Here is a 23,408-nt window from a genome sequence, read left to right on the forward strand (position 1 = left end):
CAACATAGGGTAATAGTGAAGAGTTAGATTTGATAACTAAATAACAAAATATTTATCTCTAACAATTATTAATTATTTGATATTTATTGATGGCTAATAATTTGTTTATCCGCGATTAACTCAGTAGATAAAAAATTTAGAGAGAGTAAAAAAGATTGTTTAAAAGCTATCAAAAAAGCTTTCAATAAAGGGTTAGTTGCATTAGTAATTGCAGCTACTGCTATTACGGGTGGAATTATTGTTTATGGGATTTCTCAGTTTGGGTTAGTTGGTCAACCTGAGAAATCTCAGCCAGTAGAAACCACGCCCAAAAGTCAAAAAGTGGCTGCGTTAGGACGACTAGAACCGGAGGCTGAGGTAATTAGCTTGTTTGCGCCCTTGGCATTGGATGGCGATCGGGTTAAAGCCGGACAGGTGGTAGCAATTTTAGATGCACGCGAGCGATCGCTTGCAAACTGCTGTACTACAAGCTCAACAACAAGTCAGAGTTGCTCAAGCTAAACTCGCTCAAGTGCAAGCTGGAGCAAAAGCAGGAGAAATTCAGGCCCAACAGGCAAGTGTTGAACGTCTCCAGGCCCAATCCCAAGGAGACAGAATAGCGCGAAGCTAGCTAAAGAACAAGGATGTACGATTTTGCTAGTTACCCACGACAATCGATCCTCGATATTGCCGATCGGATCATTTATATTATATGGAAGATGGTCAACTGAAGACTGGCAGCAAGTAATACCAATTCGTAGTTCGTCAAACTTACTTAAGAATGGCTGTTTAAAAGTCATTTATAAAGTCAAAGTCAAGATAAAATTGAATTTAGTAAGCAAAATACCTAATTGCTTTCTCAAAATACTTAAATGCTTTATCAAAATGCTTAAATGCTTGCTCATTTCAGTAGATTCAGCAAGTAAAAAGGCATATTGCTTTATCAAAATGCTTAAATGCTTTCTCATTTCGGTAGATTCAGCAAGCAAAAAGGCATATTACTTTCTCAAAGTGCTTAAATGCTTTCTCATTTCAGTACATCGCGCATTCATTTTGGCGTATCGTTGAGCCATTAGCTAGCGATGTCTACGACGGGCTACGCCTACACCTTCAATTCATTCAGCAAGAATCCTGCAACGGCTGACTGTACTAATATAGTTGTGTAAATTAGGTTTCTAACTCTTGTGATGTCAACTCAGTTTTCATGGACTAAACAGTGGTATCCTATTATTCCTTTAAGCTACTTAGATAATTTGAATCCCACTCCTATCACTCTTCTGGGGAAAAAATTGGTGATTTGGAGAGACAAAAATCAAAAGTGGATAGTAATGGATGATGTTTGTCCTCATAAGTTGGTGCGACTATCTATGGGAAGCGTCACTGAAGATGGAAACTTAATGTGTAGACATCACGGTTGGTGTTTTGATGGTGAAGGTAAATGCACTAAAATTCCCATGTTGGCTGGTAGCCAAGCAGAAGTAACTGCTTGTGATAGTTTCAGGTCAAGAGTTACAACATATCCTACACAAATTATCCAAGAATTGCTTTGGGTATGGGCAGATGATAGTTCAACAGCCTTTGAGGATTGTAATTCAAAGCAGCCAGCTACCATCCCTGCATCAGAACTAGATATATCTTCCTCCTCCTGGCAGATGACAGAAGTTCCGGTTGGTTACACTGTGTCTGTTGAAAGTACTTTTGATCCTTCTCATGCAGAATTTCTTCATGAAGGAATAGGTCTTTTTTCACCTAAAACAGCTGTGCCTATGGAATATTTTGAATCTGTTGGAGAAATATCTGCTCAAGAAGGTTTTACTCTCAAACATCAAGGCTACAATCTCTTCAACAAAGATATGGAGGCGATACGAAAGTTTACTCCACCCTGTTCTAATACTACTATATATCGTTACCCCAACGGCAAAACTAATATTTTTCAGTTGTATTTTGTTCCTACACAACCAGGTTATTGTAAGTATATTGGCAAGTTGATTTCTGATGGAAGTGCAGTTAAAAGAAATTTTTGGTTTAAGATTCTCCCAAAGGATTTACAAACTGGGTTACAGCACTTATCCACATACAAGCTAAGTGACCAAGATTTATCAGCTATGCATTCGCAGGAAGTGAATCAGTCATCATTAGATAAAAAATGGCAAAAGGCATACTTTATGCCTTCTCCTTCTGACGTAGGTATTATAACTTTCAGAAAATGGCTAGATGAATTTGCTGGAGGTAGTCCTTCATGGCAAGGATGCCAAGAAGGCAGTATTAAACAATTGAATGATGAACAACTATATGACCGATGGCATAGACATACAAAGCATTGCCCAAGTTGTCGTAATTCTGTGGTTTTTCTAGAAAAGGTACAAACCTTTAGTAATATTGGCATTCTGGTATTTGCACTATTAACACTAGTTTTTGTTTCAATAGGTGTGAACGTAAGTCTAGTGATTATATCAGCAATACTTGCATTCTTGAGTTATTTTTTATCAGATAAATCTAACAATATCAAACAACTTTTTTTTAGTAGTATTCCCCAGAGAGGTTTACCTTTGGTTAAACTTTATGGCAGCAATAAGAAAATCTATGAATAAGGAATCGCCTCAGTTCATCAGCCATATTGTTTCAAGTTTACGGTCAATTGAGGGAATTACAGCGATCGCACTGGGTGGTTCGCGGGCACGAGGCAACCATACCCTAAAGTCAGATGTAGATTTGGGGATTTATTACAATCCAGAAAAACCGCCCAATTTAATTGCTCTAAATCGCCTCGCCTGTGAGCTTGATGATAACCATCGCGTAAATTTGATTACTGCGATCGGCGAATGGGGAAAGTGGATTAACGGTGGTGGTTGGCTAAAGGTTCAAGGTGTAGGTGTGGATTTTCTCTATCGCGATTTGGTGAAGGTAAATCGTGTCATTGATGATTGCCATAACGGGCGCATTACTATTGATTATCAACCAGGACACCCTCATGGCTTTGTGTCCTCTATTTATATGGGGGAAATTGCTTTTTGTCAGGCACTTTACGATCCTGATGGTGTTTTAGAAGCTTTGAAGGTAAAAACAAAACCGTATCCAGTTGGGCTGAAACAGGCAACTATTGATACTTTCGCCTGGGAAATAAGTTTCTCGCTGTTGGTCGCAAAAAAGGCAATCGCACGCGATGATGTTGTTTACGCAGCAGGTTGTTGTTTCCGCAGTGTGGCGTGTATGAATCAGGTTTTATTTGCGCTCAATGAAGATTACCTGTTGAATGAAAAAGGGGCAATCGCAGTTGCTAATAAGTTCGCTATTTGCCCGCAGAACTATCAACAACGGGTTGAGCAAGCGTTTGCACTTTTAGCTGCCGATGCAAAATCAATAACTGAGGCGATCGCGATCGTTGAGGCGATTGAGGATGATTTGAGTCAATGGTATGGAAATCGGCGATTAACAATGTAATATTCCCGTCCCTGTACCCCACAAAAAAGAATAAATTATCTAAAAGTCTTTTAAAACAAAGACTTTTGTCATTGAGTACATTATTAATACATATTAATAGATGCAGTATTGCAGATGAGATATTAATAGATGCAGTATTGATTGAAAGTTAATTTAAGAGCCTAAAGGTATCAACAAACTATGCTTTAAACACGGAGTAAATCCTACCGTGAAATTTTTAATGCAAATAATACACTTACTTTCTAGTACTGGCTATTTCTGATTCTTATATTCACGTGTTCTGAATAATGCAGCTTAAAGGCGGGGACAAAAATCATATTATGAACAAAACCTTTGCAACCATCGACGGGAATGAGGCTGTCGCCCGTGTTGCTTACAAATTAAATGAAGTGATTGCCATTTATCCCATCACCCCCTCTTCAGCAATGGGTGAATGGGCAGATGCTTGGTCAGCAGAAGGTCGTCCCAACCTCTGGGGTACTATTCCTAGCGTCGTGCAGATGCAGAGCGAAGGAGGAGCGGCTGGTGCTGTACATGGGGCTTTGCAAACAGGTTCTCTGAGTACTACCTTCACGGCATCTCAGGGATTATTGTTGATGATACCCAACTTCTACAAAATTGCTGGTGAGTTGACTAGCGCCGTGGTTCACGTTGCCGCCCGCTCTTTGGCTACTCATGCTTTATCAATTTTTGGCGACCATAGCGACGTAATGGCAGCTCGTGCGACTGGCTTTGCTCTGCTGTGTTCCGCTTCAGTGCAGGAAAGTCAAGATTTTGCTCTTATTGCTCATGCTGCTACTTTAGAGGCGCGAGTCTCCTTTATGCATTTCTTTGATGGCTTCCGCACATCACATGAAGTGCAGAAAGTCAAACTGTTGTCAGATGATGATTTGCGATCGCTCATCCACGATAACTTAATACTCGCTCACCGCAGCCGCGCCCTCACCCCAGATCGTCCAGTATTGCGCGGGACTGCCCAAAACCCCGATGTCTATTTCCAAGGACGTGAAGGTGCTAACCCTTATTACAACGCCTGTCCAGAAATTGTCCAGCGGATCATGGATGAATTTGGAGAACGCACGGGAAGGCATTATCAAATTTATGAATATTACGGCGCTAAGGATGCCGATCGCGTTATTGTTCTGATGGGTTCAGGTTGTGAAACCGTCCATGAAACAGTAGATTACCTGAACGCCCGTGGTGAAAAACTTGGTGTAGTGAAAGTGCGACTTTACCGCCCCTTTGATGTCCAAAGGTTTGTTGCAGTATTACCAACTAGTGTACAAGCGATCGCAGTTCTCGACCGCACCAAAGAAGCAGGTAGCGCTGGTGAACCTTTGTATTTAGATGTAGTGGCTGCTATTCATGAGGCGTGGGGAGATAAAAGAGCAGGGGGAGCAGGGGAGGCTGGGGGAGAAAATACTTGCTCATCCCCTAAAGTCGTTGGTGGTCGTTACGGTCTTTCTTCTAAGGAATTTACTCCGGCTATGGTGAAGGGCATTTTTGACAATCTTGCTCAAGCTAAACCGAAAAATCACTTTACGATTGGGATTAATGACGACGTTAGTCATACTTCTTTGAGCTTTGACCCTAATTTCTCTACAGAATCGGATAATGTTGTTCGGGCAATGTTCTATGGGTTAGGTGCTGATGGTACAGTTGGCGCTAATAAAAATTCTATTAAGATTATTGGTGAAGAAACTGACAATTACGCCCAAGGCTACTTTGTCTACGATTCCAAGAAATCTGGCTCGATGACTGTCTCTCACCTCCGCTTCGGTAAAGAGCCAATTCGCTCTACCTACTTGATTAACCAAGCTAACTTTATTGGTTGTCATCACTGGGGATTTTTGGAACGCATAGATATTTTGAAGTCTGCTATTCCTGGAGCAACTTTGCTGCTTAACAGTCCTTATGATGCAGATACCGTTTGGGAATATCTGCCGCTAAAGGTGCAGCAGCAAATTATCGATAAGCATTTGAAATTATATGTGATTAATGCTAGCCAAGTTGCCCGTGACAGTGGCATGGGTGGCAGAATTAACACCATTATGCAAGTATGCTTCTTTGCTTTAGCGGGTGTCTTGCCGCAAGAAGAAGCGATCGCTAAAATCAAACAAGCGATTGAGAAGACTTACGGTAAAAAAGGCGCAGAAGTTGTCCGTATGAACTTGCAAGCTGTAGACAACACCTTAGACAACTTGCATAAAGTAGATGTCCCCCAGACAATCCACATTTCTAACTCCTCACTCCTAACTCCTCACTCCTCACTTAACTCCGCTCCCGAATTTGTGCGAGAAGTTCTGGGCAAAATCATGATTTGGGAAGGTGATGACTTACCTGTTAGCAGACTACCATTTGATGGTACTTTTCCTGTAGGTACTGCCAAGTGGGAAAAACGTAACGTTGCCGAAGAGATACCTGTGTGGGAACCGGATGTCTGCGTTCAATGCGGTAAGTGCGTCATGGTTTGTCCCCACAGTGCCATCCGTGCAAAGGCTTATCAAGCGGATGAGTTAATTAATGCACCAGCAACCTTTAAATCAACTGGTGCAAAAGATAAAGACTTTGCCAATCAAAAATTTACCATTCAAGTTGCCCCAGAAGATTGCACGGGATGTACGATTTGTGTAAATATTTGCCCTGCTAAAAATAAATCTGAGCCATCGCTGAAAGCAATTAACATGGCAAAGCAGTTGCCTTTACAAGAGCAAGAGCGGAAGAACTGGGATTTCTTCTTGAGTTTACCTAATCCTGACAGGCGATCGCTAAAATTAAATCAGATTCGCCAACAACAACTGCAAGAACCTTTATTTGAATTCTCTGGTGCTTGTGCAGGTTGTGGTGAAACACCTTATCTAAAATTATTAACACAATTGTTTGGCGATCGCGCCGTCATTGCCAATGCAACAGGTTGTTCTTCAATATATGGTGGGAATCTTCCTACAACTCCTTGGACAACTAACGCCCAAGGACGCGGCCCCGCGTGGTCTAATAACTTATTTGAAGATAACGCCGAATTCGGTTTTGGCTTTCGTCTTTCCCTCGACAAACAAGCTGAGTTTGCGGCACAATTGTTGCAACAACTGGGAAGTGGGGAAATAGTTTCTGAGGATTTAGTTCAATCTATTCTCAAAGCTGAACAAAAATCTGAGGCTGACATTTGGGAACAGCGCGAAAGAATAGAACTGTTGCAGCAGAAGTTAGATGAAATCGTAACTTTCGATCCTAATCTCAAATCTAAAATCCAAAATCTCAAATCCCTTGCAAATTACTTGGTGAGAAAAAGCGTCTGGATTGTTGGTGGTGATGGTTGGGCTTATGATATTGATTTTGGTGGTATCGATCATGTAATTGCTAGTGGTCGAAACGTCAACATTTTGGTGATGGATACAGAAGTGTATTCTAATACAGGCGGTCAGTCTTCCAAAGCCACGCCACGAGCCGCAGTTGCTAAATATGCCGCTAGTGGTAAGCCAGCACCTAAAAAAGACTTAGGGATGATTGCGATGACCTACGGAAATGTCTACGTAGCAAGTGTAGCCCTTGGTGCTAGAGATGAACATACCCTGAAAGCATTTTTGGAAGCAGAAGCTTATGATGGGCCATCACTGATTATTGCTTACAGCCATTGCATAGCCCACGGTATCAACATGACCACAGGGATGAATCATCAGAAAACTTTGGTAGAATCAGGTCGTTGGTTGCTGTATCGGCATAATCCAGAGTTGCTTAACCAGGGTAAAAATCCATTGCAATTGGATATGCGATCGCCTACGCAATCTGTAGAACATTCGATGTATCAAGAAAATCGCTTCAAGATGCTCACCAAGAGTAAACCCGACGTTGCCAAACACTTATTAGAACAAGTCCAAGCTGAAGTAGATACACGTTGGCAAACGTACCAATATCTGGCAAAACGCGATATTCTCTGAATATTAACCCTAATTTTAGTTATAAAAATTGCGACTTAACTAACTCAAGTCGCAATTTTCGTTATAAAAACCCATTTTTTTTGTTACAAACATCAGAATTTTTGTTACAAAAAACCATTTTGGTTACTAAATTTATTATTTTTGTGACAAACATTAGAATTTTCGTTATAAAAAAACCATTTTGGTTACTAAATTCATTATTTTCGTGACAAACATCAGAGTTTTCGTTACAAAAGCACCATTTTAGCTACTCAAATCGTTATTTTCGTTACTAACGCTATGGTTTAAGGTGTGTTGAACCCAAACTTTAGTCAACAAACGCGCAAATGTTGGGTTTCATTCCTCAACACAATCTATAAAAAGACTGCAATGTCTACGATGGACTGTGACGCTCGAATGCAAGAGCCTGTTGCAAACCAGACTCACTAACGCAACTCTTGGAGACGCTGCGTGTAGCTTGTTTCCCCGTAGAGATACGCTATCGGTGACGTAAAAACTTTATATAGCACTTCCTAAAATTCACTATAACTTTATCAAAATCACACCCAGCCTCTTGACAATGCTTAGATATTTATAAGAGTATTTAAGTGATTTAACGGTTATCAAAGTAATTTTTGCTTGCAAAGTCAGATCGGTTAACTAGCTGACACCAAAAGAGCACTATCAATACAATTCGTAATTGTAATCTTGTAATTCGTGATTAAATTTTATAATTACGAATTACAATTACGAATTACAAATTATTCAATTACTGCGATCGGTCAGATGTGGCAGCAGAGAGGCATCAAAGAGAGTAAGCGGGGAAATATTAATAGATAGCTCAATTTTAGAAGAGAGCAGGTGCGATCGCCCAATCTACAACGCAGTAACAAATTGACAATTTAATGGCAGTGCGGTAAAGGCTGGAAGAGCAAATTAGATTAGGATTTTCGTAAAAAATTCTGACCAAGCAGCTTGGTACTCAGCCTCATAGTACAGATTGGTGTAAATGAGCCACCCTTATAAAATGTCTAAAATCCTTATGCAATGGGAATTACGAATTACCCGTTCATGCAGCGTCTTGTAGAGAAGCGGTACAAGTGTCTTTGCTAATGACCAAGGACAAATAACTTATAAAAACTAAACTGGAGACATGATGGCAAATTCAACTTTTAACCTTTTAAATCTCAACGCCACTCAGGGCTTTGCTATTAACGACATCAATAAAGGTGACAGTGCACGAAGTTCTGTCAGCAATGCGGGAGACATAAATGGCGACGGCATCGACGATGTGATTATCGGGGTATTCCTTGCTTCCCCCAACGGCTTATACAGTTCAGGGCAGAGCTACGTGGTGTTTGGCAGCAAAGGCGGTTTTGATGACGAATTCAGCCTTTCCTCCCTCAACGGCACCAATGGCTTTACTATCAACGGCATCAATGAAGGTGACTTATTAGGCTCTGTCAGTAATGCCGGAGACATCAACGGCGACGGCATCGACGATGTGATTATTGGTGCACGCTCTGCTGACCCGAACGGCTCCAATTCAGGGCAGAGCTACGTGGTGTTTGGCAGCAAGTCTGGTTTTGATGCCCAATTCAACCTCTCTACCCTCAACGGAACTAATGGCTTTACTATCAACGGCATCAATGAAGGTGACTTCTCAGGCTGGTCTGTCAGCAGTGCCGGAGACATCAACGATGACGGCATCGACGACCTGATTATCGGGGCAGGCTATGCTGACCCTAACGGCTCTAATTCAGGGCAGAGCTACGTGGTGTTTGGCAGCAAGAACAGTTTTGATGCCCAATTCAACCTCTCAACCCTCAATGGCACTAATGGCTTTGCCATCAACGGCATCGAAGAAAGTGACTTCTCAGGCTGGTCTGTCAGCAGTGCCGGAGATATCAACGGTGACGGCATCGACGACCTGATTATCGGGGCATTCCTTGCTGACCCCAACGGCTTCGGTTCAGGCTTCGGTTCAGGGCAGAGCTACGTGGTGTTTGGCAGCAAGAACGGTTTTGATGCCCAATTTAACCTCTCCACGCTCAACGGCACTAATGGCTTTATTATCAACGGCATCAATCAAGAAGACCGTTTAGGCTCGTCTGTCAGTAGTGCGGGAGATATCAACGGCGACGGCATCGACGACTTGATTATCGGGGCACCAGATGCCAGGCCCAACGGCAATTACTCAGGGCAGAGCTACGTGGTGTTTGGTAGCAAGGGCGGTTTTGATGCTCAATTCAACCTCTCTACCCTCAACGGCATTAATGGCTTTACTATCAACGGCACTAATATAACTTACTACTCAGGCTCGTCTGTCAGCAGCGCGGGAGACATCAACGGCAACGGCATCGACGACCTGATTATCGGGGGAGGATTGGGTTTAGGGGAGAGCTACGTAGTGTTTGGTAGCAAGGACGGTTTTCGTCCCCAACTCGACCTCTCCACCCTCAACGGCACTAATGGCTTTACCATCAAAAGCGCCACAGGTAGCTTATTTAGCTCCGCTGTCAACAGCAGTGCGGGAGATATCAACAGTGACGGCATCGACGACCTGATTGTCAGCACACTATATGGCGACTTCAGCGGACCTTTTTATAACTCATTGCAGAACACCTACGTGGCGTTTGGCAACCGCGCTCCTGTTCTTGACCTCAACGGCAATTCAGAGGGAATTGATTTTAGCACTACCTTTAGCGGTACTCCCGTCTCCATCCTCGATCGCAATTTCACCCTAAGTGACAATAATACCACTACCTTAGCTGGTGTCACCATTACCATTACTAATCTTTTTAATGGCGCAGCCGAAAGTCTTAATGCCACTGCTATTGGTAACATCACTTCTACCTACAACCCCACCACGGGCACTCTCACCTTGAGCGGCACAGATACCATTGCCAATTACCGACAAGTTCTTAACAGCCTTACCTACAATAATACTGCTGCCGCTACTGCTAACACTACAATTGAGTTTGTCGTTAATGACGGGCAAGGTTTTAGTAATACCAGTGCAGTAGCAACTACCACCTTGGGTATTGTCCAGAAATTCATCACGGGAACTAAGAGTGCAGATATCCTCATCGGCACACTCAACAACAATATTATCGATGGAAAAGCTAGTAACGATATCCTCACAGGTAACGGTGGTCAAGATAAATTTATCTTTCTCCCTGGCGATGGTATCGACACCATCACGGACTTTGGCGGCATTGGCAAAGGCACAAATCCTTCATCAGGGGTGATTTCTCAAGTTGACACGCTGAACTTTACAGGATTGGGATTGACTGCTAAAAATCTGCAATTAACTCAAAATGGTAACAATCTAGAAGTCACTTTTGAAGATATCGCCAACACCAAAGTCATCCTGCAAGACTTTCAACTAGAATACTTGGATAATTTACCAGTATTAGGTAGCAGAGCTGCGATCGGCAATATCCTGTTTGATGGACAGACCAGCATCGCTGACAGTTTTGATGTCTTCGATGCCAACTCCACTCAAACTAACTTGTTTAATAAGAACACGGTGACATTCCTCAATGACCTTAACAATAACATCACAGGTTTTGACGATTCCAATGATGTGATTAATGGTCAGGGAGGTGATGATATCATCAACGGCAAGGGTGGCAACGATTTGCTACGAGGCGGCGCTGGTAATGATACCCTCATTGGTAATGATGATACCTTCATTGGTAGTGAAGAATATGATACTCTCGTTGGCGGTGCAGGTGCTGATAGATTTGTGTACAAAAAGGATTTTTCCAAACTTTCTCCTTCTACTTTTGTAGTAAATACCATTAGTGACTTTAATAGTTCTGAAGGTGACAAGATTGTACTGGATATAACTTTCTTTAATGCCATTACCTCTGTTGCGGGAAATGGTTTTAGTAATACCAGTGATTTTCAAGTCACTAATTTAGCAGGCACTAGCACGGCGAAAATTGTCTATGACGCTGTGAGTGGGCAGTTGTTTTACAACCAAAATGGCAGTGCGGCTGGTTTTGGCAGTGGTGGTCTATTTGCAACTCTAACCGGTGCGCCAACTCTCACTGCATCAGATTTTGTCTTGCAAGTGTAGTTTGTCCAAAACACGAAACTACTAGCTCGGAATTTTGAAATTGAATCCTTTACTAATACCAATTCAATTAATGATTGCAACACATTTTTGGGTAAAGACGCGACGCCAGTCGCTACAACGGGGAGCCACTGCGGTCTTCTCCCAAGGGGAGACGCCAAGGGCGATGGGGTTTCCCTAAGTGGAGCAAGTGGCGTGGGAACCCCCGCAACGCGCTGGCTTATGAATCGCGTCTCTACAAATGGTCTATTTGTTGCATTCTTTTTTCCAATTGGTATAACAACTCTCGGCTATTTAGATAGACGAGTCATTTCAAACAATTGTTGGGCATTACTTCCTAGAAAAGCATCGAAAAGTACCTGCTTTCCAGATTCCATTTCTACTAGATAGCGCTGGGCAATTTCATAATAGGCGTAAGTCCAAGGAATCTGAATTTCTGCACCACTGTTATCATCTAATACTGTCACTATTTCGGTGACTGCTTGAGTCGCAGTTTGCCGCAAACCACAAGCAATATTTCCCTCTATCTCTGCTTTCATTGGTACACCCAGGTTAGCTAAAGCACTGGCGGTGGTATCAATATCTGGATATTCTGGAGTATTTTGGCCGTTGACGTAGCCTGTAAAGTGGTTGACAGCATATCCATGCAGCAACACCCAAGCCCCATACTGAGTAACCTGATTCACCTCTTCGACAACAGAACGCTGGGGAGGTAGCCAAGGACGGGTGAAGACTTGTTGGAGTTGTTTGGCGATAATTTCCAAGTCCGCATCTTTTTGTAGAAGAGTAAGGGGTGAGATGAGTTTGTCTGGGATTGAAGATACTGTTTTAGAGATGAGTTGAGCAATATTATTAGGCAATTCTTCGACAATTAACTCGCTGATAAACAGCTTGGGTAAATTAAATTCCTCTTGCTGCGGATGATGATAATGACGGGCGTACAAATGAGTTTGAGCAAAAGTATACTCTCCAGCCGCCACATAACCCAAAGCTTCTGCAAGTTGTGCGAGATAGTCAATTCCTAAGTTAAGTTTACCTTGTGGAGTATCTACTAATAAACGCAATGACCGAAAGGCGATGTGGTCGTTGGCGACAGTCCCACCCGCAGCAGTAATCATTTGCTGGTAGGTACGAGCATGATTTACCCTAGCGCTGTATTCTTGCCAAAGTAATTTCCATAAATTAAGGGCTATTTTATTTGTCATTTGTCATTTGTCACTTGTCATTTGTCATTTGTCATTTGTCATTGGACATTAAGCACTGGTTATTTCTTTTTTGTTCTCCCTCATATTTTAAGAGCTTAAAATCTCGCTGATAATCTGAAGGGCAGTTTGAATTTGGTTGCTGTCGATAACTAAAGGTGGACAAAAACGAATTGCTGCTTTACCGCAACCTAGCAATAATAAACCGCGTAAAAAAGCTTCTTGAATAATGCGATCGCGCAATTTATAATCGAGATTACCCTGTTCATCTAATAAATCTACCGCTACCATCAAACCTTTACCTCGTGGCGATGATACTCTGGGAAATCTTTGATGCAACTCGGTAAGACTAGATTGTAAGAATTCTCCCATCTGGGTAGCGTTGCTCATTAAACCACTTTCCAACAATCGCAGTGTGGCAATACCAGCAGCACAAGCTACGGGATTACCGCCAAATGTAGTAGCGTGAGAACCAGGAGGCCAAGTCATTAACTCTGGTCTGGCAAGTATCGCTCCTAAGGGCATACCACTGGCGATACCTTTAGCAGTAGTAATGATATCAGGCATCACATTCCAATGCTCGATCGCAAATAAGCGACCAGTCCGCCCCATTCCCGCTTGTACTTCATCCACTACCATCAGAATACCGTGGCGATCGCATATCTCCCGAATTCGCTGCAAGAAACCATCTTCGGGTACGATATATCCACCTTCTCCTTGAATCGGTTCGACGACGATCGCCGCTACTTCTTGCGGTGGTAAAATCGTCGTAAATAGCTGTTGTTCCAAGTAATCTAAGCTAGCGTGAGTGCCATAAGCGATATGAGTTACCCCAGGAACTAAAGGCCCAAAGTTAGCTCGCTGCACTGCTTTGGAACCAGTCAGAGACATCGCTCCATAAGTGCGTCCGTGAAATGCACCTAAGAAGGCTACGATTAGCGATCGCTTGGTGTAATATCGGGCTAGTTTGATTGCTCCTTCGTTCGATTCTGCCCCGGAATTGGTAAAAAATATCTTTGCAGGAAATGCAGCATTACCTTGTGGGTGGGGAAAGGGAGCGCGAATTGCTAATTGTTCCGCTAGTTCCACCATCGGCTCATAATAAAAATCCGTCCCTGACATGTGCAGCAGCCGCGCCGACTGTTCTTGAATTGCCTTGACGACTTCCGGGTGAGCGTGTCCGGTGGCGGTGACAGCAATACCTGCGGTCATATCCAGAAATACATTGCCATCCACATCTTCTACCATACAGCCCTGACCGCGAGATACCACTAACGGATAATCGCGGGTGTAAGAAGGAGAAGTTACGGCGCGATCGCGTTGTACAATTGCTTGAGCGCGAGGCCCAGGTAAGGAAGTTACTAAACGGGGTATAGAAGGTAAATTTAGGTTAATAGGAATACTTAACATAATTTTTTCTATTTTTTAAAGATTATTGATGATTAAACGCTAAAGCTTGATTGCTGACAGTAGCATTTGATGCCATTGATATAGGAGTTACGCATTTAACGAAAAAGCTTTATAGTAAAGATTTTCGTATTTTGTAAGACTTTGCCCGTGTTTATAACACAACTTCTGCGATCGCGTCATATTACATTTTTTGAAGCTGCATAGAATTCGATCCCCCCTAGCCCCCCTTAAAAAGGGGGGAATTCAAAGTCCCCTTTTTAAGGGGGATTTAGGGGGATCAAGATATGTGCAACTTCACATTAAATTGGTATAACAGCTTCACTATTAGATGTCAGGCTACAAGCTACAGAAGATTTGTTGAGAGAAGCTGTATTATATCCACAGGAGAATGGCTATATGCAAAAATTAATACAAGTCTCTGAGATAATCAACGAATGACTTGGGCATCTGGACAAAAGTTACACCGCGATCGGTATGAAATTAAGCAACAGTTAGGACAGGGGAACTTCGCTATTACTTATCTTGCTGAGGATCGGGATGGCAAGAATGTTGTGATTAAAACATTGGATTCCAATTTGCTCAATCAATTAAGTAACGAAGACCGCGATCGCTTAAAATCAGGTTTTGCAGATGAATCCCGTAAACTAGCAATATGCAAACATCCGAATATTGTTCAAGTCATTGATACCTTCGAGTCAGGTGATTTAAAATGCATGGTCATGGAGTATATTCAAGGGGATAATTTAGCCAAGATTGTCCAACCGCGAGGATTTCTCCCTGAAAAAGAGGCTTTAGATTATATTCAACAAATTGGAAAAGCACTTATCGTAGTGCATGAACAAGGATTTTTACATCGAGATGTGAAACCTGAAAATATCATTTTGCGGTCGGGTACGCATCAGGTTGTTTTGATAAACTTCGACTTAGCACGAAGATTTGTTGATAACCCAGTGTCAAGTCGCGGTAACTTGGTTGACAAATTTACACCAATTGAATTGTATTCCAACTCTCCTAGACAACAGGCGCGGCGTAAACCTTGGACTGATATTTATTCTCTGGCGGCAACTTTATATTTTTTATTAACAGGAAAACTGCCAGAAAGTGCTATCGAGCGCCAAGATAACAATAAGCGTTTAATTCCACCTAAAGAATTGAACGATCAGATTAGCGATCGCGTCAATCAAGCGATTCTCCACGCAATGGAATTACAACCCGACAACCGTCCCGAAACAGTAGAAGACTGGTTAAAGAAATTGGGTTTAAACACAGCAAGTCTTTCTCTTCCCAAACTTCTTTGGAAACAACCTTTGTGGGCACGGATATTAGAACTTATGAGTGTATTAGCATTATTTGCAGCCTTGATATCAGGAATCAAAGATGGCACAGACTTATTCAAAGATTGGTTTCCAGGCAAACCAGCACCCCCGACACAACAAACCCCATCCTTTTCCACTCAACCACAAAATAGGTAGTAGGCCACGTCTACGCAAAAGTTAGTTTTGAAGTCACATTTGTTGCTTTTGCGACTCCAAAAGTTAGTTTTAAAGTCGCATTTGTTGCTTTTGCGACTCCAAAAGTTAGTTTTAAAGTCAGATTTGTTGCTTTTGCGACTCCAAAAGTTAGTTTTAAAGTCGCATTTGTTGCTTTTGCGACTTCAATAGTTAGTTTTGAAGTCACATTTGTTGCTTTTGCGACTTCAAAAGTTAGTTTAGCAATAGCCAGAAAACCTCAATCTTCGTCTCTGCGCCTCTGCGTGAGCTATCCTTCTAATTCACCAATGCAAACCACCATAATCAACAAAAAGCGTGTCAAAATCAAGATTAGGCATCAATAAATTGGGTATATGTTCTGGCAAAATGAACAGCTAATACATAACGGCAAATACAAGATAGAAAAATACTTGGGTGGTGGTGGTTTTGCACTTACCTACCAAGTAATGCATACCAAGTTAAACCGCCGAGTTGTCATCAAAACCCCCAACATAAGCGTCCAACGAGATCCAGATTATCCCAAATACCTTGAACGCTTCAAAAAAGAAGCACAGATGCTAGCAATGTGTTGTACAGATTCACATCCCCATATTGTGCAAGTATTCGACTTTTTTGTTGAAGAAGATGGTCGCTACTGCTTAGAGATGCAATATATAGCAGGCGAGAGTTTATGGGAATACGTGCAACGCCAAGGGAAATTACCCGAAACTGAAGCTGTAAAATACATTTGCCAAATGGGTTTAGCTTTGGTAGAAATACATAAAAAAGGAGTTTTACATCTTGATGTCACTCCTCCTAATATTATGCTCAACTTTAATTCAGGGATTCCTAACTCTGGCAAAGCGGTGTTAATAGATTTTGGTATTGCCGGCGATATGTCCCCACCGAGTACCCTGTCTAGGTCTTTTGGTAACAGGGTATTTGCGCCCTATGAGTTAACGCGCAAAGGGATTCGTCACCCAACAGTTGATGTCTACTGTTTAGCTGGATCATTGTACTATGCCATCACTGGACAACGCCCCACCAGTTCATTTGACCGTAAGTACGATCAAGAGGAATTAGTACCACCAAAGCAACTTGTCCCTAGTCTTAGTGATGCTGTAAATGAAGCGATTCTGCAAGGCATGGCATTAGAGGCAAAAGATCGACCCCAGACAATGGAAGAGTGGTTGAATTTACTCTCCTCCTCGCAACCGGGGAGGTATTTTGTAGAAATTGAGAGTATAGAAGTATTGATATTAGCTCCAGATGTGGGGGTAAATTACCAAAATCTAGAAAATTTACTCAAAGCGGGTCAATGGAAAGCAGCAAACCAAGAAACCACCAGAGTCATGCTGAAAGTAGCCAAAAGAGAACAGCAAGGCTGGCTTAATTATGAATCCATTAAAAATTTTCCCTGCACAGATTTACGCACAATTGACCAATTGTGGGTAAAATACAGCAATGGTCATTTTGGCTTTAGCGTACAAAAACGCATTTGGTTAGAATGCGGTGGCAAAATAGATTATGAAACGGAGTGTCTTTTGGGCGATCGCTTAGGCTGGCGCAAATTTGAAGGCTGGTTAGAAGAATATGAATACAACTATTCGCTAGACTCTACCCAGGGGCATCTCCCTACGCTTAAGGGGCATCTCCCTTTAGAAAAATTATTATATTTATATGTCATGGGGCATCTCCCTTTTAAGAATGGCATCTCCCTAATTAAATATGACTTCTTCTCTCGCGTCCAGACTTGTAAATTGTAATGTATAAAGGTTTACGAGATTTGTAAAACTTTGTGAACAAGATATATTCCACGAAGCCTTGCGGGTTCTAGCTTTTCGTTACCTGGCACTGTTTAAATAAGCGAGGTACTCAGGCGCACGCTTTGCAAACACAAAAAGCCGCAATCAATATTAGATTAGGATATAAATTTAGTACCCAGTTTTTCAACCATGTAAATACAGGGGTAATAATGACTATTAAAGAACAAATTAACCAAGAACTAGAAAAATTACCTGAACCCTTATTGCAGGAAATTTTAGACTTTGTGCAATCTTTGCAAGCCAAACATCAAACAAACAGCATATCTTCAGATAGCCAACCTGCTCAAACACTTACAACAGAGCACACCTTAACAGGTTCTACTGCTGAAGATTTATTAGAATTTATCGGCAGTTGGGAAGGTTCAGATATTAGAGAATGCCTGCAACTAGTTCATGACAGTCGCATACCTCTATAATTTTAATTATGTATCTACTAGATACTAATCACTGTTCTTTCTTGATGGAAGGTGTGCCTAGCGTTGTAAATCACTTGCGATCGCTTGGTCAGGTACAATTAGCAACCAGTGTTATTGTTGCTGGTGAGTTGCACTTTATGGCACAAAACTCACATCAAAAAGCTGCTAATTTAATCTATTCTTTCTATGGGAACCACCAACTTCCTCTATTGCTGTAAAACTGAAATCGTGCAAACCCAAGAAATTGACCGTGAGATTTTTCACCCACAGGGAATGCAGTAACACCCAATAAGTAAACACCAGAAAAACTGGGATTACTTATAGGGCGGAGGGCGATGGTAATTGTCTGTCCTGGAGTTACAGGTGGATCGAAGATTACAGAAACCGTGCGTATCTTGCTCTCGTTGATGACTGAACCTAGTTGCAGTTGCGTTTCTTTGCGATCGCGTGTGCCGACAAATGCACGGGTATCATCAAGATTGTAGCGGATGTATTCTGACCCCTCTTTTTGGGCGATCGTTACCTTCTGGAGGGATTCTCCAGCATTTTCCGGCACATTGATGGTGAAATAGTAAGTTGCGCTCAAAACATTAACATCTTTGTAAGTAGTTATCGCTTCAACAAGTTTTGGCGGTTGGACGAAATAGACTAAGCCATCTCTAAGCTGCACAGCTTGAGCCACCGGCAGCGTAACTTCTCCAATGCCAATTGTTAACGAGAGTGTTATTCCAAACAAAGTTGTAAGGCGCATAATTCAGATATAAAAAAACGCACTTATTCTTATTCTAGTTCCTTGGGAATCAATGACTGAGGAACGATCGAAGCTTGTTTTTCCCCAAAGGAAGATTTTGTATACCACCAAGCCCAAGCAATTAAAACGGCTTGAAGGGGAAGCCTAACTACGTGTACCCAAGGTGAATTTGGTATATGTTCAATCTTAATCAGATTAGCCGCCATGTAAATATTGGCAGGGTAAACAGCAATAAAAAGAGCAAGAAGTCCCCAAGCAGCAGCTTGACTTACAGGCGGAACTAATAACCCGATGCCACCCAAAATTTCATAAAAGCCACTGAGATAAACTAATCCTAAAGGATAAGGTAGTTGTGGCGGCACGATTTTGACATATTCTTGTGGAACAAGAAAGTGTGTTACTCCAACCACAATGATAGATATAGCAAGGATGACACGTAATGTTTCCTTATGCTTATTCATGGTTTTTGCCTCTTTATATACTTGCCCTATTACTTCAGTTTGACTGATGGATGTTAATCTGCATTGAGTCAATAGGAGTAAAAATCGACAAAATTTTCCCAAGTACTTACCAAAACAATGCTGAGTAAAAAAGCAATAATTGCACTCAGCACGGGCTAAACCTAGCTATCCGCTAACGGAACTCACAACTGGGCTACTCCTGAAAAAAGTGATTGCAACTATAAATAAAACTGATGCACCGGACTATACTAAAGGATTTATTAACTATGTCACGGCTCGGTTAGTAAAGCAAAACCACATTTTTATCAAAATTTTTTTAATTACGCTTGCATTTTTAACTACTCTTGTATTAGTATAACTACGACAGCGCAAAACAGTAATATTTGCTGCTTAACAATACTTTTGCCAAAATAGCCTAAGACAAGCGCTTGCTTGAATATGAGGCAGAAACTAGAATCTGCACTAAGATGTACACGACAGTTAAAAATACTTCTGTAAAACCATACAGAACAAAATTTTCATGACGGAATTTTTTGTTACATGGCAAAAAGGAGTATTTAAAATCTTAGGTTTGTTCGATGTCAAGGCTCATAATTTGGCGAAGGTATTGTTAATTGTGCGTAATTTTTTCCAAATCAAATTGGATTGCTATAGATTCACTTTGACTAAACAATCAAAACTTTGGAGGAAAACAATGACAGCTACAACAACCACTAATGCTAATAATCTATACAATGTACAAAATCAGTGGGGTGGTGCATCTGCTCCATGGAATCCTGGTGGAGTATGGGTAATTGGAGCTAGAGCAGATCAGCGCATTGTCGAACTCAAAGTTTCATCAAGTGACAACGGCAAAACACTTAATGGAACTACGACTTATGCTGGTGAAGGCCCCATCGGTTTTAAGGCTACCTTAACTGGAAGCGACAACTACAACGTAGAAAACCAGTGGGGAGGCTCATCTGCTCCGTGGAATCCTGGCGGGACTTGGGTACTTGGCGCTCGATCAAATCAAAATGTTGTTGCGATCGATATTACATCGAGCGACGGCGGTAAAACCCTGACTGGAACTATCACTTATGCTGGTGAAGGCCCCATCGGTTTTAAGAGTGCTGCTGTTGATGGCCGTGTCTATAATGTGGAAAACCAATGGGGAGGCTCATCTGCTCCGTGGAATCCTGGTGGGACTTGGGTACTTGGCTCTCGATCGAATCAAAATGTTGTTGCGATCGATATTACATCGAACGATGGCGGTAAAACCCTGACTGGAACTATCACTTATGCTGGTGAAGGCCCCATCGGCTTTAAAGGTAACATTGTCGCTGGCAACAACTACACAGTAGAAAACCAGTGGGGTGGTAATACAGCACCCTGGAATCCTGGTGGGACTTGGATAATCGGTGCTCGTGTGGGACAGAATGTAGTAGCGCTCAATGTCACATCTAATGATGGTGGGAAGACCCTAACTGGAACCACGACATATTCTGGTGAAGGCCCTATCGGCTTCCGATCGCACCAAATCTAAAAAGGCGATCGCCCTATATAGGTTTTCGGTTAAGTAGGTACTGAACCGCACCCCTAACCCCCTGCTCGCTGTTTCGTGGCAGGGGGTTATGATGTAACTATAGGGTAACTCAGCACTCAGCACAGGCTAAACCTTAGCTATCCGCTAACAACACTCCTGAAGCTAAATCTAATTTTTCTCGAACTATTCTCTCATCTCTAAAGCCGACCAACACAGCTGTTCCATCTTTGATGAAAAGTGGACGTTTGAGCAGCATCGCATCGTGAGTGAATGCATCAACCCACTGTTCATCAGCCCAAGTCTTCTTTTCATCTCCTAAAGCGCGGTAGGATTGACCAGAGGTGTTTCGCATGGGAGCAAAACCCAAAGACTTTACCCAGTTTTGAATCATCTCACGAGTCGGCGGAGTATCTTTGGTGTTGATAAATTCATGGTCAATGTTGTTGTGTTGGAGCCACGTCAAAGCTTTTTTGCAAGTGCTGCAATTGGGAATTCCGTAGACTTGAATAGACATAAAATAATTAAGCAACAATCTCCATATATGACATAGTAGGTGGAACTTCTGCTATCAATGCTCTTGTCGTAGAGTCTCTACGACAGAAATTTAAGAGTAGCGATCGCTTTTAGCAATCGGTAATTCCAAGTATGGAACTGGTTGATCCATAATTCGAGGGTTCTAAAATACCAAGGAGTAGTTTTACTAACACTTTTATCCATAAAAAATATGAGCGATGCCTTTAACCGACTTGCACCTTTCATTCAAGAATATATTTATCATCACCAGTGGACTGAATTACGACCAGTTCAAATTGCCGCTTGTCAAGTTATATTTGACACTGATGCTCACTTGCTAATTACTGCTGCAACTGCTGCTGGGAAAACAGAAGCAGCTTTTCTGCCAGTTTTGACTCTATTACATACCAACCCTGCTGCCACAATTGGCGCATTATATATTAGTCCAATCAAAGCTTTAATTAACGATCAATTTGAGCGTCTTAATGACTTACTAAAAGAAGCAGATATTCCAGTTTGGCACTGGCACGGTGATGTTTCGCAAACTCGAAAAAACAAACTGTTAAAAAATCCGCAAGGCATTCTCCAAATTACCCCAGAATCTCTAGAAAGTTTGCTAATTAACAAAAATCAAGACCTACCTCGCTTATTTGGTGATTTAAGGTTTGTCATCATTGATGAAATTCACGCCTTTATGGGTTCAGAACGCGGTTGTCAAATTATTTGCCAATTACAACGTTTAGCAAAGTTGACGCAAAAACAACCGCGTCGTATTGGTTTATCGGCAACTCTTGGGAATTACTCAATAGCGGAAAATTGGTTGAGTTCAGGAACAGATAAGCCAGTAATTACACCAAAAATTGATGGTATAAAACGCCAGATAAAACTAGCTGTAGAACATTTTTATATTACTGATGAAGTAGATGAATCAGAAGCAACAGCAGATGAACAATATATTTTCAACCTCAGCAAGTCTCGCAAATGCCTGATATTTGCTAATAATCGCACACGTACCGAATCTATAATTGCATCTTTGCGACAAATTGCTACAGAACAAGGACTACCAGATATATATCATGTGCATCATGGGAGTATATCTGCTAGCTTACGGCAAGCTGCTGAAAATGCGATGCGTGAACCCAACAATCCAGCCGTTACCGCCGCCACTCTGACTCTAGAATTAGGTATAGATATCGGTCATTTAGAGCGAGTGATTCAGTTAGAATCACCCTTGTCTGTAGCTAGCTTTTTACAACGCTTGGGACGAAGTGGTAGAAGAGGAGAAGCTGCTGATATGCGTTTTGTCTGCGCTGAAGATAAGCCATTAGCAGAAGCTTCTCTAGCAGAACAAATACCCTGGCAACTTTTGCAATGTATTGCTATTATTCAACTTTATTTAGAGGAACAATGGATTGAACCAATTAGACCAATTAAATATCCTTTGAGTTTGCTTTATCACCAAACCATGAGTATTTTAACAGCAGCAGGGGAAATTTCAGCTAATGCTCTAGCTAAACAAATTTTTAGTCTACCCCCCTTTAATGCTCTTTTAAAAGAAGATTTTCAATTATTACTACGCTATTTAATTGATATTGGTCATATTCAGCAGACTGAACAAGGTAAATTAATCCTGGATTTGGCAGGAGAAAAGGTGGTGAGAAAATTTCAGTTTTATGCTGTCTTTGCTGAACAGCAAGAATATATTGTTAAGCAAGGTACAACAGAAATTGGCAGTATTGTCACACCGCTTCCTGTTGGCAATCAATTTGCTTTAGCTGGCAGAAGTTGGGAAGTCGTAGAAGTTGACTTCAAGAAGAAGGCTATTTTTGTTAAACAAGCTGAGGGTAAATCTAGTATTTATTGGCGTGGTGGTGGTGGGACTATTCATACCAAAGTTTTGCAACGAATGCAGCAAGTATTATTTGAGAATATCCAGTATAGTTACTTACAAAAAAATGCTTGGAAACGGTTATGTCAAGTTCGCCAAATGGCGCAGCAAGTTGGATTAGATAAGCAGAATATTTTGCAATTAGAAAAAGGTAAATGCTGTATTTTTCCTTGGATGGGTACGGTTGCTTATCGCACCTTAGAAAGATTACTCAACTCATACTGTCGCGAATCGTTGGAAATTACAAGTATTGGCGGAGTAAATCCCTATTATTTGACAATTAAATTAGGCAAGGATAAATTTAAATATCTTTATCGTGAAATTACTTCATTATGTGAACAAAGAATTATTCCAGAAGATTTAGTCAGTAGCTCAGAAGCACCGGAAATTCAAAAATATGATGGTTTTATTCCTCATTCCCTTTTACGAAAAGCTTTTGCTACTGATTATTTGGATATAAATGAACTCAAAAAACAAGTGAAATTGTGGAGAGAATAAAAAGCTAATTCGGAATTATTTAAAATTAGCT

The 23,408-nt window shown here is 41.6% G+C and carries 16 protein-coding genes and 2 pseudogenes; 12 read left to right on the forward strand and 6 right to left on the reverse strand.

Annotation, left to right across the window (positions count from 1 at the left end; genetic code table 11):
* Nucleotides 1-114 precede the first annotated feature (114 nt).
* From RMZ42_RS14925 to RMZ42_RS14945, 6 genes and pseudogenes are all read left to right on the forward strand, one after another.
* A pseudogene (locus tag RMZ42_RS14925) lies at nt 115-598 on the forward strand (hypothetical protein); the annotation flags it as partial.
* A gap of 5 nt (nt 599-603) precedes the next feature.
* Nucleotides 604-727, forward strand: a pseudogene (locus tag RMZ42_RS34710) (ABC transporter ATP-binding protein); the annotation flags it as partial.
* A 439-nt stretch (nt 728-1,166) separates the two neighbouring features.
* Nucleotides 1,167-2,570, forward strand: a complete 1,404-nt coding sequence (locus tag RMZ42_RS14930) for a Rieske 2Fe-2S domain-containing protein (RefSeq protein ID WP_322672126.1) — start codon at nt 1,167-1,169, stop codon at nt 2,568-2,570.
* On the forward strand, nt 2,563-3,420 hold the full coding sequence (locus RMZ42_RS14935; protein WP_322672127.1) for a nucleotidyltransferase domain-containing protein: 858 nt from the start codon (nt 2,563-2,565) through the stop codon (nt 3,418-3,420). The genes RMZ42_RS14930 and RMZ42_RS14935 overlap by 8 nt, the downstream gene beginning before the upstream one ends.
* A 320-nt stretch (nt 3,421-3,740) precedes the next feature.
* On the forward strand, nt 3,741-7,355 hold the full coding sequence (gene nifJ, locus RMZ42_RS14940; RefSeq protein WP_322672128.1) for a pyruvate:ferredoxin (flavodoxin) oxidoreductase: 3,615 nt from the start codon (nt 3,741-3,743) through the stop codon (nt 7,353-7,355).
* Between the two features lie 1,132 nt (nt 7,356-8,487).
* Nucleotides 8,488-11,421 carry a hypothetical protein gene (locus RMZ42_RS14945; protein WP_322672129.1) on the forward strand — a complete coding sequence of 978 codons (2,934 nt, stop codon included), beginning with the start codon at nt 8,488-8,490 and terminating at the stop codon, nt 11,419-11,421.
* Nucleotides 11,422-11,708: 287 nt separating this feature from the next.
* On the opposite strand, the gene RMZ42_RS14950 is transcribed toward RMZ42_RS14945, so the two are convergent.
* Both RMZ42_RS14950 and RMZ42_RS14955 read right to left on the reverse strand, forming a co-directional pair.
* A complete protein-coding gene (locus tag RMZ42_RS14950; protein WP_322672130.1) occupies nt 11,709-12,623 on the reverse strand; it encodes a DUF1338 domain-containing protein in 915 nt (304 codons plus the stop codon).
* A gap of 87 nt (nt 12,624-12,710) precedes the next feature.
* Nucleotides 12,711-14,030 carry an acetyl ornithine aminotransferase family protein gene (locus RMZ42_RS14955; protein ID WP_322672131.1) on the reverse strand — a complete coding sequence of 440 codons (1,320 nt, stop codon included), beginning with the start codon at nt 14,028-14,030 and terminating at the stop codon, nt 12,711-12,713.
* Between the two features lie 434 nt (nt 14,031-14,464).
* Between RMZ42_RS14955 and RMZ42_RS14960 the strand changes: the two genes are divergently transcribed.
* Entirely contained in the window at nt 14,465-15,502 is a 1,038-nt protein-coding gene (locus RMZ42_RS14960) for a serine/threonine-protein kinase (protein WP_322672132.1), read from the forward strand.
* 10 nt (nt 15,503-15,512) lie between these two features.
* Here RMZ42_RS14960 and RMZ42_RS14965 read toward each other — a convergent pair whose 3' ends face one another.
* Complete coding sequence (locus RMZ42_RS14965) at nt 15,513-15,707, reverse strand: hypothetical protein (RefSeq protein ID WP_322672133.1); 195 nt, start codon at nt 15,705-15,707, stop codon at nt 15,513-15,515.
* A gap of 166 nt (nt 15,708-15,873) precedes the next feature.
* Between RMZ42_RS14965 and RMZ42_RS14970 the strand changes: the two genes are divergently transcribed.
* The 3 genes from RMZ42_RS14970 (at nt 15,874) to RMZ42_RS14980 (ending at nt 17,959) form a co-directional block, all read left to right on the forward strand.
* Nucleotides 15,874-17,265, forward strand: coding sequence for a serine/threonine-protein kinase (locus RMZ42_RS14970; protein ID WP_322672134.1), 1,392 nt, complete (start codon nt 15,874-15,876; stop codon nt 17,263-17,265).
* A 209-nt stretch (nt 17,266-17,474) separates the two neighbouring features.
* On the forward strand, nt 17,475-17,741 hold the full coding sequence (locus tag RMZ42_RS14975) for a DUF2281 domain-containing protein (RefSeq protein ID WP_322672135.1): 267 nt from the start codon (nt 17,475-17,477) through the stop codon (nt 17,739-17,741).
* An 8-nt stretch (nt 17,742-17,749) separates the two neighbouring features.
* On the forward strand, nt 17,750-17,959 hold the full coding sequence (locus RMZ42_RS14980) for a type II toxin-antitoxin system VapC family toxin (protein ID WP_322672136.1): 210 nt from the start codon (nt 17,750-17,752) through the stop codon (nt 17,957-17,959).
* On the opposite strand, the gene RMZ42_RS14985 is transcribed toward RMZ42_RS14980, so the two are convergent.
* Both RMZ42_RS14985 and RMZ42_RS14990 read right to left on the reverse strand, forming a co-directional pair.
* Nucleotides 17,926-18,492 (reverse strand): DUF2808 domain-containing protein, encoded by a 567-nt coding sequence (locus tag RMZ42_RS14985; protein ID WP_322672137.1) that lies wholly within the window; start codon nt 18,490-18,492, stop codon nt 17,926-17,928. The genes RMZ42_RS14980 and RMZ42_RS14985 overlap by 34 nt on opposite strands.
* A gap of 29 nt (nt 18,493-18,521) precedes the next feature.
* Nucleotides 18,522-18,953 carry a DoxX family protein gene (locus RMZ42_RS14990; protein WP_322672138.1) on the reverse strand — a complete coding sequence of 144 codons (432 nt, stop codon included), beginning with the start codon at nt 18,951-18,953 and terminating at the stop codon, nt 18,522-18,524.
* Between the two features lie 694 nt (nt 18,954-19,647).
* Between RMZ42_RS14990 and RMZ42_RS14995 the strand changes: the two genes are divergently transcribed.
* A complete protein-coding gene (locus RMZ42_RS14995; RefSeq protein ID WP_322672139.1) occupies nt 19,648-20,478 on the forward strand; it encodes a lectin ESA-2 in 831 nt (276 codons plus the stop codon).
* A gap of 133 nt (nt 20,479-20,611) precedes the next feature.
* Here the strand turns inward: RMZ42_RS14995 and RMZ42_RS15000 are convergent, their stop codons facing one another.
* Nucleotides 20,612-20,992, reverse strand: a complete 381-nt coding sequence (locus RMZ42_RS15000) for a Spx/MgsR family RNA polymerase-binding regulatory protein (protein WP_322672140.1) — start codon at nt 20,990-20,992, stop codon at nt 20,612-20,614.
* A gap of 210 nt (nt 20,993-21,202) precedes the next feature.
* On the opposite strand from RMZ42_RS15000, the gene RMZ42_RS15005 reads away from it, so the two are divergent.
* On the forward strand, nt 21,203-23,377 hold the full coding sequence (locus tag RMZ42_RS15005; protein ID WP_322672141.1) for a DEAD/DEAH box helicase: 2,175 nt from the start codon (nt 21,203-21,205) through the stop codon (nt 23,375-23,377).
* The last annotated feature ends 31 nt before the right edge of the window (nt 23,378-23,408 follow it).

The organism is Nostoc sp. DedQUE05, from assembly GCF_034530955.1.
GTDB lineage: Bacteria > Cyanobacteriota > Cyanobacteriia > Cyanobacteriales > Nostocaceae > Nostoc.

Coding starts and splice junctions, on each gene's coding strand:
- RMZ42_RS14975 (WP_322672135.1), top strand. CDS start 17,475: ATGACTATTAAAGAACAAATTAACCAAGAACTAGAAAAATTACCTGAA.
- RMZ42_RS14985 (WP_322672137.1), bottom strand. CDS start 18,492: ATGCGCCTTACAACTTTGTTTGGAATAACACTCTCGTTAACAATTGGC.
- RMZ42_RS14970 (WP_322672134.1), top strand. CDS start 15,874: ATGTTCTGGCAAAATGAACAGCTAATACATAACGGCAAATACAAGATA.
- RMZ42_RS14955 (WP_322672131.1), bottom strand. CDS start 14,030: ATGTTAAGTATTCCTATTAACCTAAATTTACCTTCTATACCCCGTTTA.
- RMZ42_RS14990 (WP_322672138.1), bottom strand. CDS start 18,953: ATGAATAAGCATAAGGAAACATTACGTGTCATCCTTGCTATATCTATC.
- RMZ42_RS15000 (WP_322672140.1), bottom strand. CDS start 20,992: ATGTCTATTCAAGTCTACGGAATTCCCAATTGCAGCACTTGCAAAAAA.
- RMZ42_RS15005 (WP_322672141.1), top strand. CDS start 21,203: ATGAGCGATGCCTTTAACCGACTTGCACCTTTCATTCAAGAATATATT.
- RMZ42_RS14935 (WP_322672127.1), top strand. CDS start 2,563: ATGAATAAGGAATCGCCTCAGTTCATCAGCCATATTGTTTCAAGTTTA.
- RMZ42_RS14945 (WP_322672129.1), top strand. CDS start 8,488: ATGATGGCAAATTCAACTTTTAACCTTTTAAATCTCAACGCCACTCAG.
- RMZ42_RS14930 (WP_322672126.1), top strand. CDS start 1,167: ATGTCAACTCAGTTTTCATGGACTAAACAGTGGTATCCTATTATTCCT.
- RMZ42_RS14995 (WP_322672139.1), top strand. CDS start 19,648: ATGACAGCTACAACAACCACTAATGCTAATAATCTATACAATGTACAA.
- nifJ (WP_322672128.1), top strand. CDS start 3,741: ATGAACAAAACCTTTGCAACCATCGACGGGAATGAGGCTGTCGCCCGT.
- RMZ42_RS14980 (WP_322672136.1), top strand. CDS start 17,750: ATGTATCTACTAGATACTAATCACTGTTCTTTCTTGATGGAAGGTGTG.
- RMZ42_RS14950 (WP_322672130.1), bottom strand. CDS start 12,623: ATGACAAATAAAATAGCCCTTAATTTATGGAAATTACTTTGGCAAGAA.
- RMZ42_RS14960 (WP_322672132.1), top strand. CDS start 14,465: ATGACTTGGGCATCTGGACAAAAGTTACACCGCGATCGGTATGAAATT.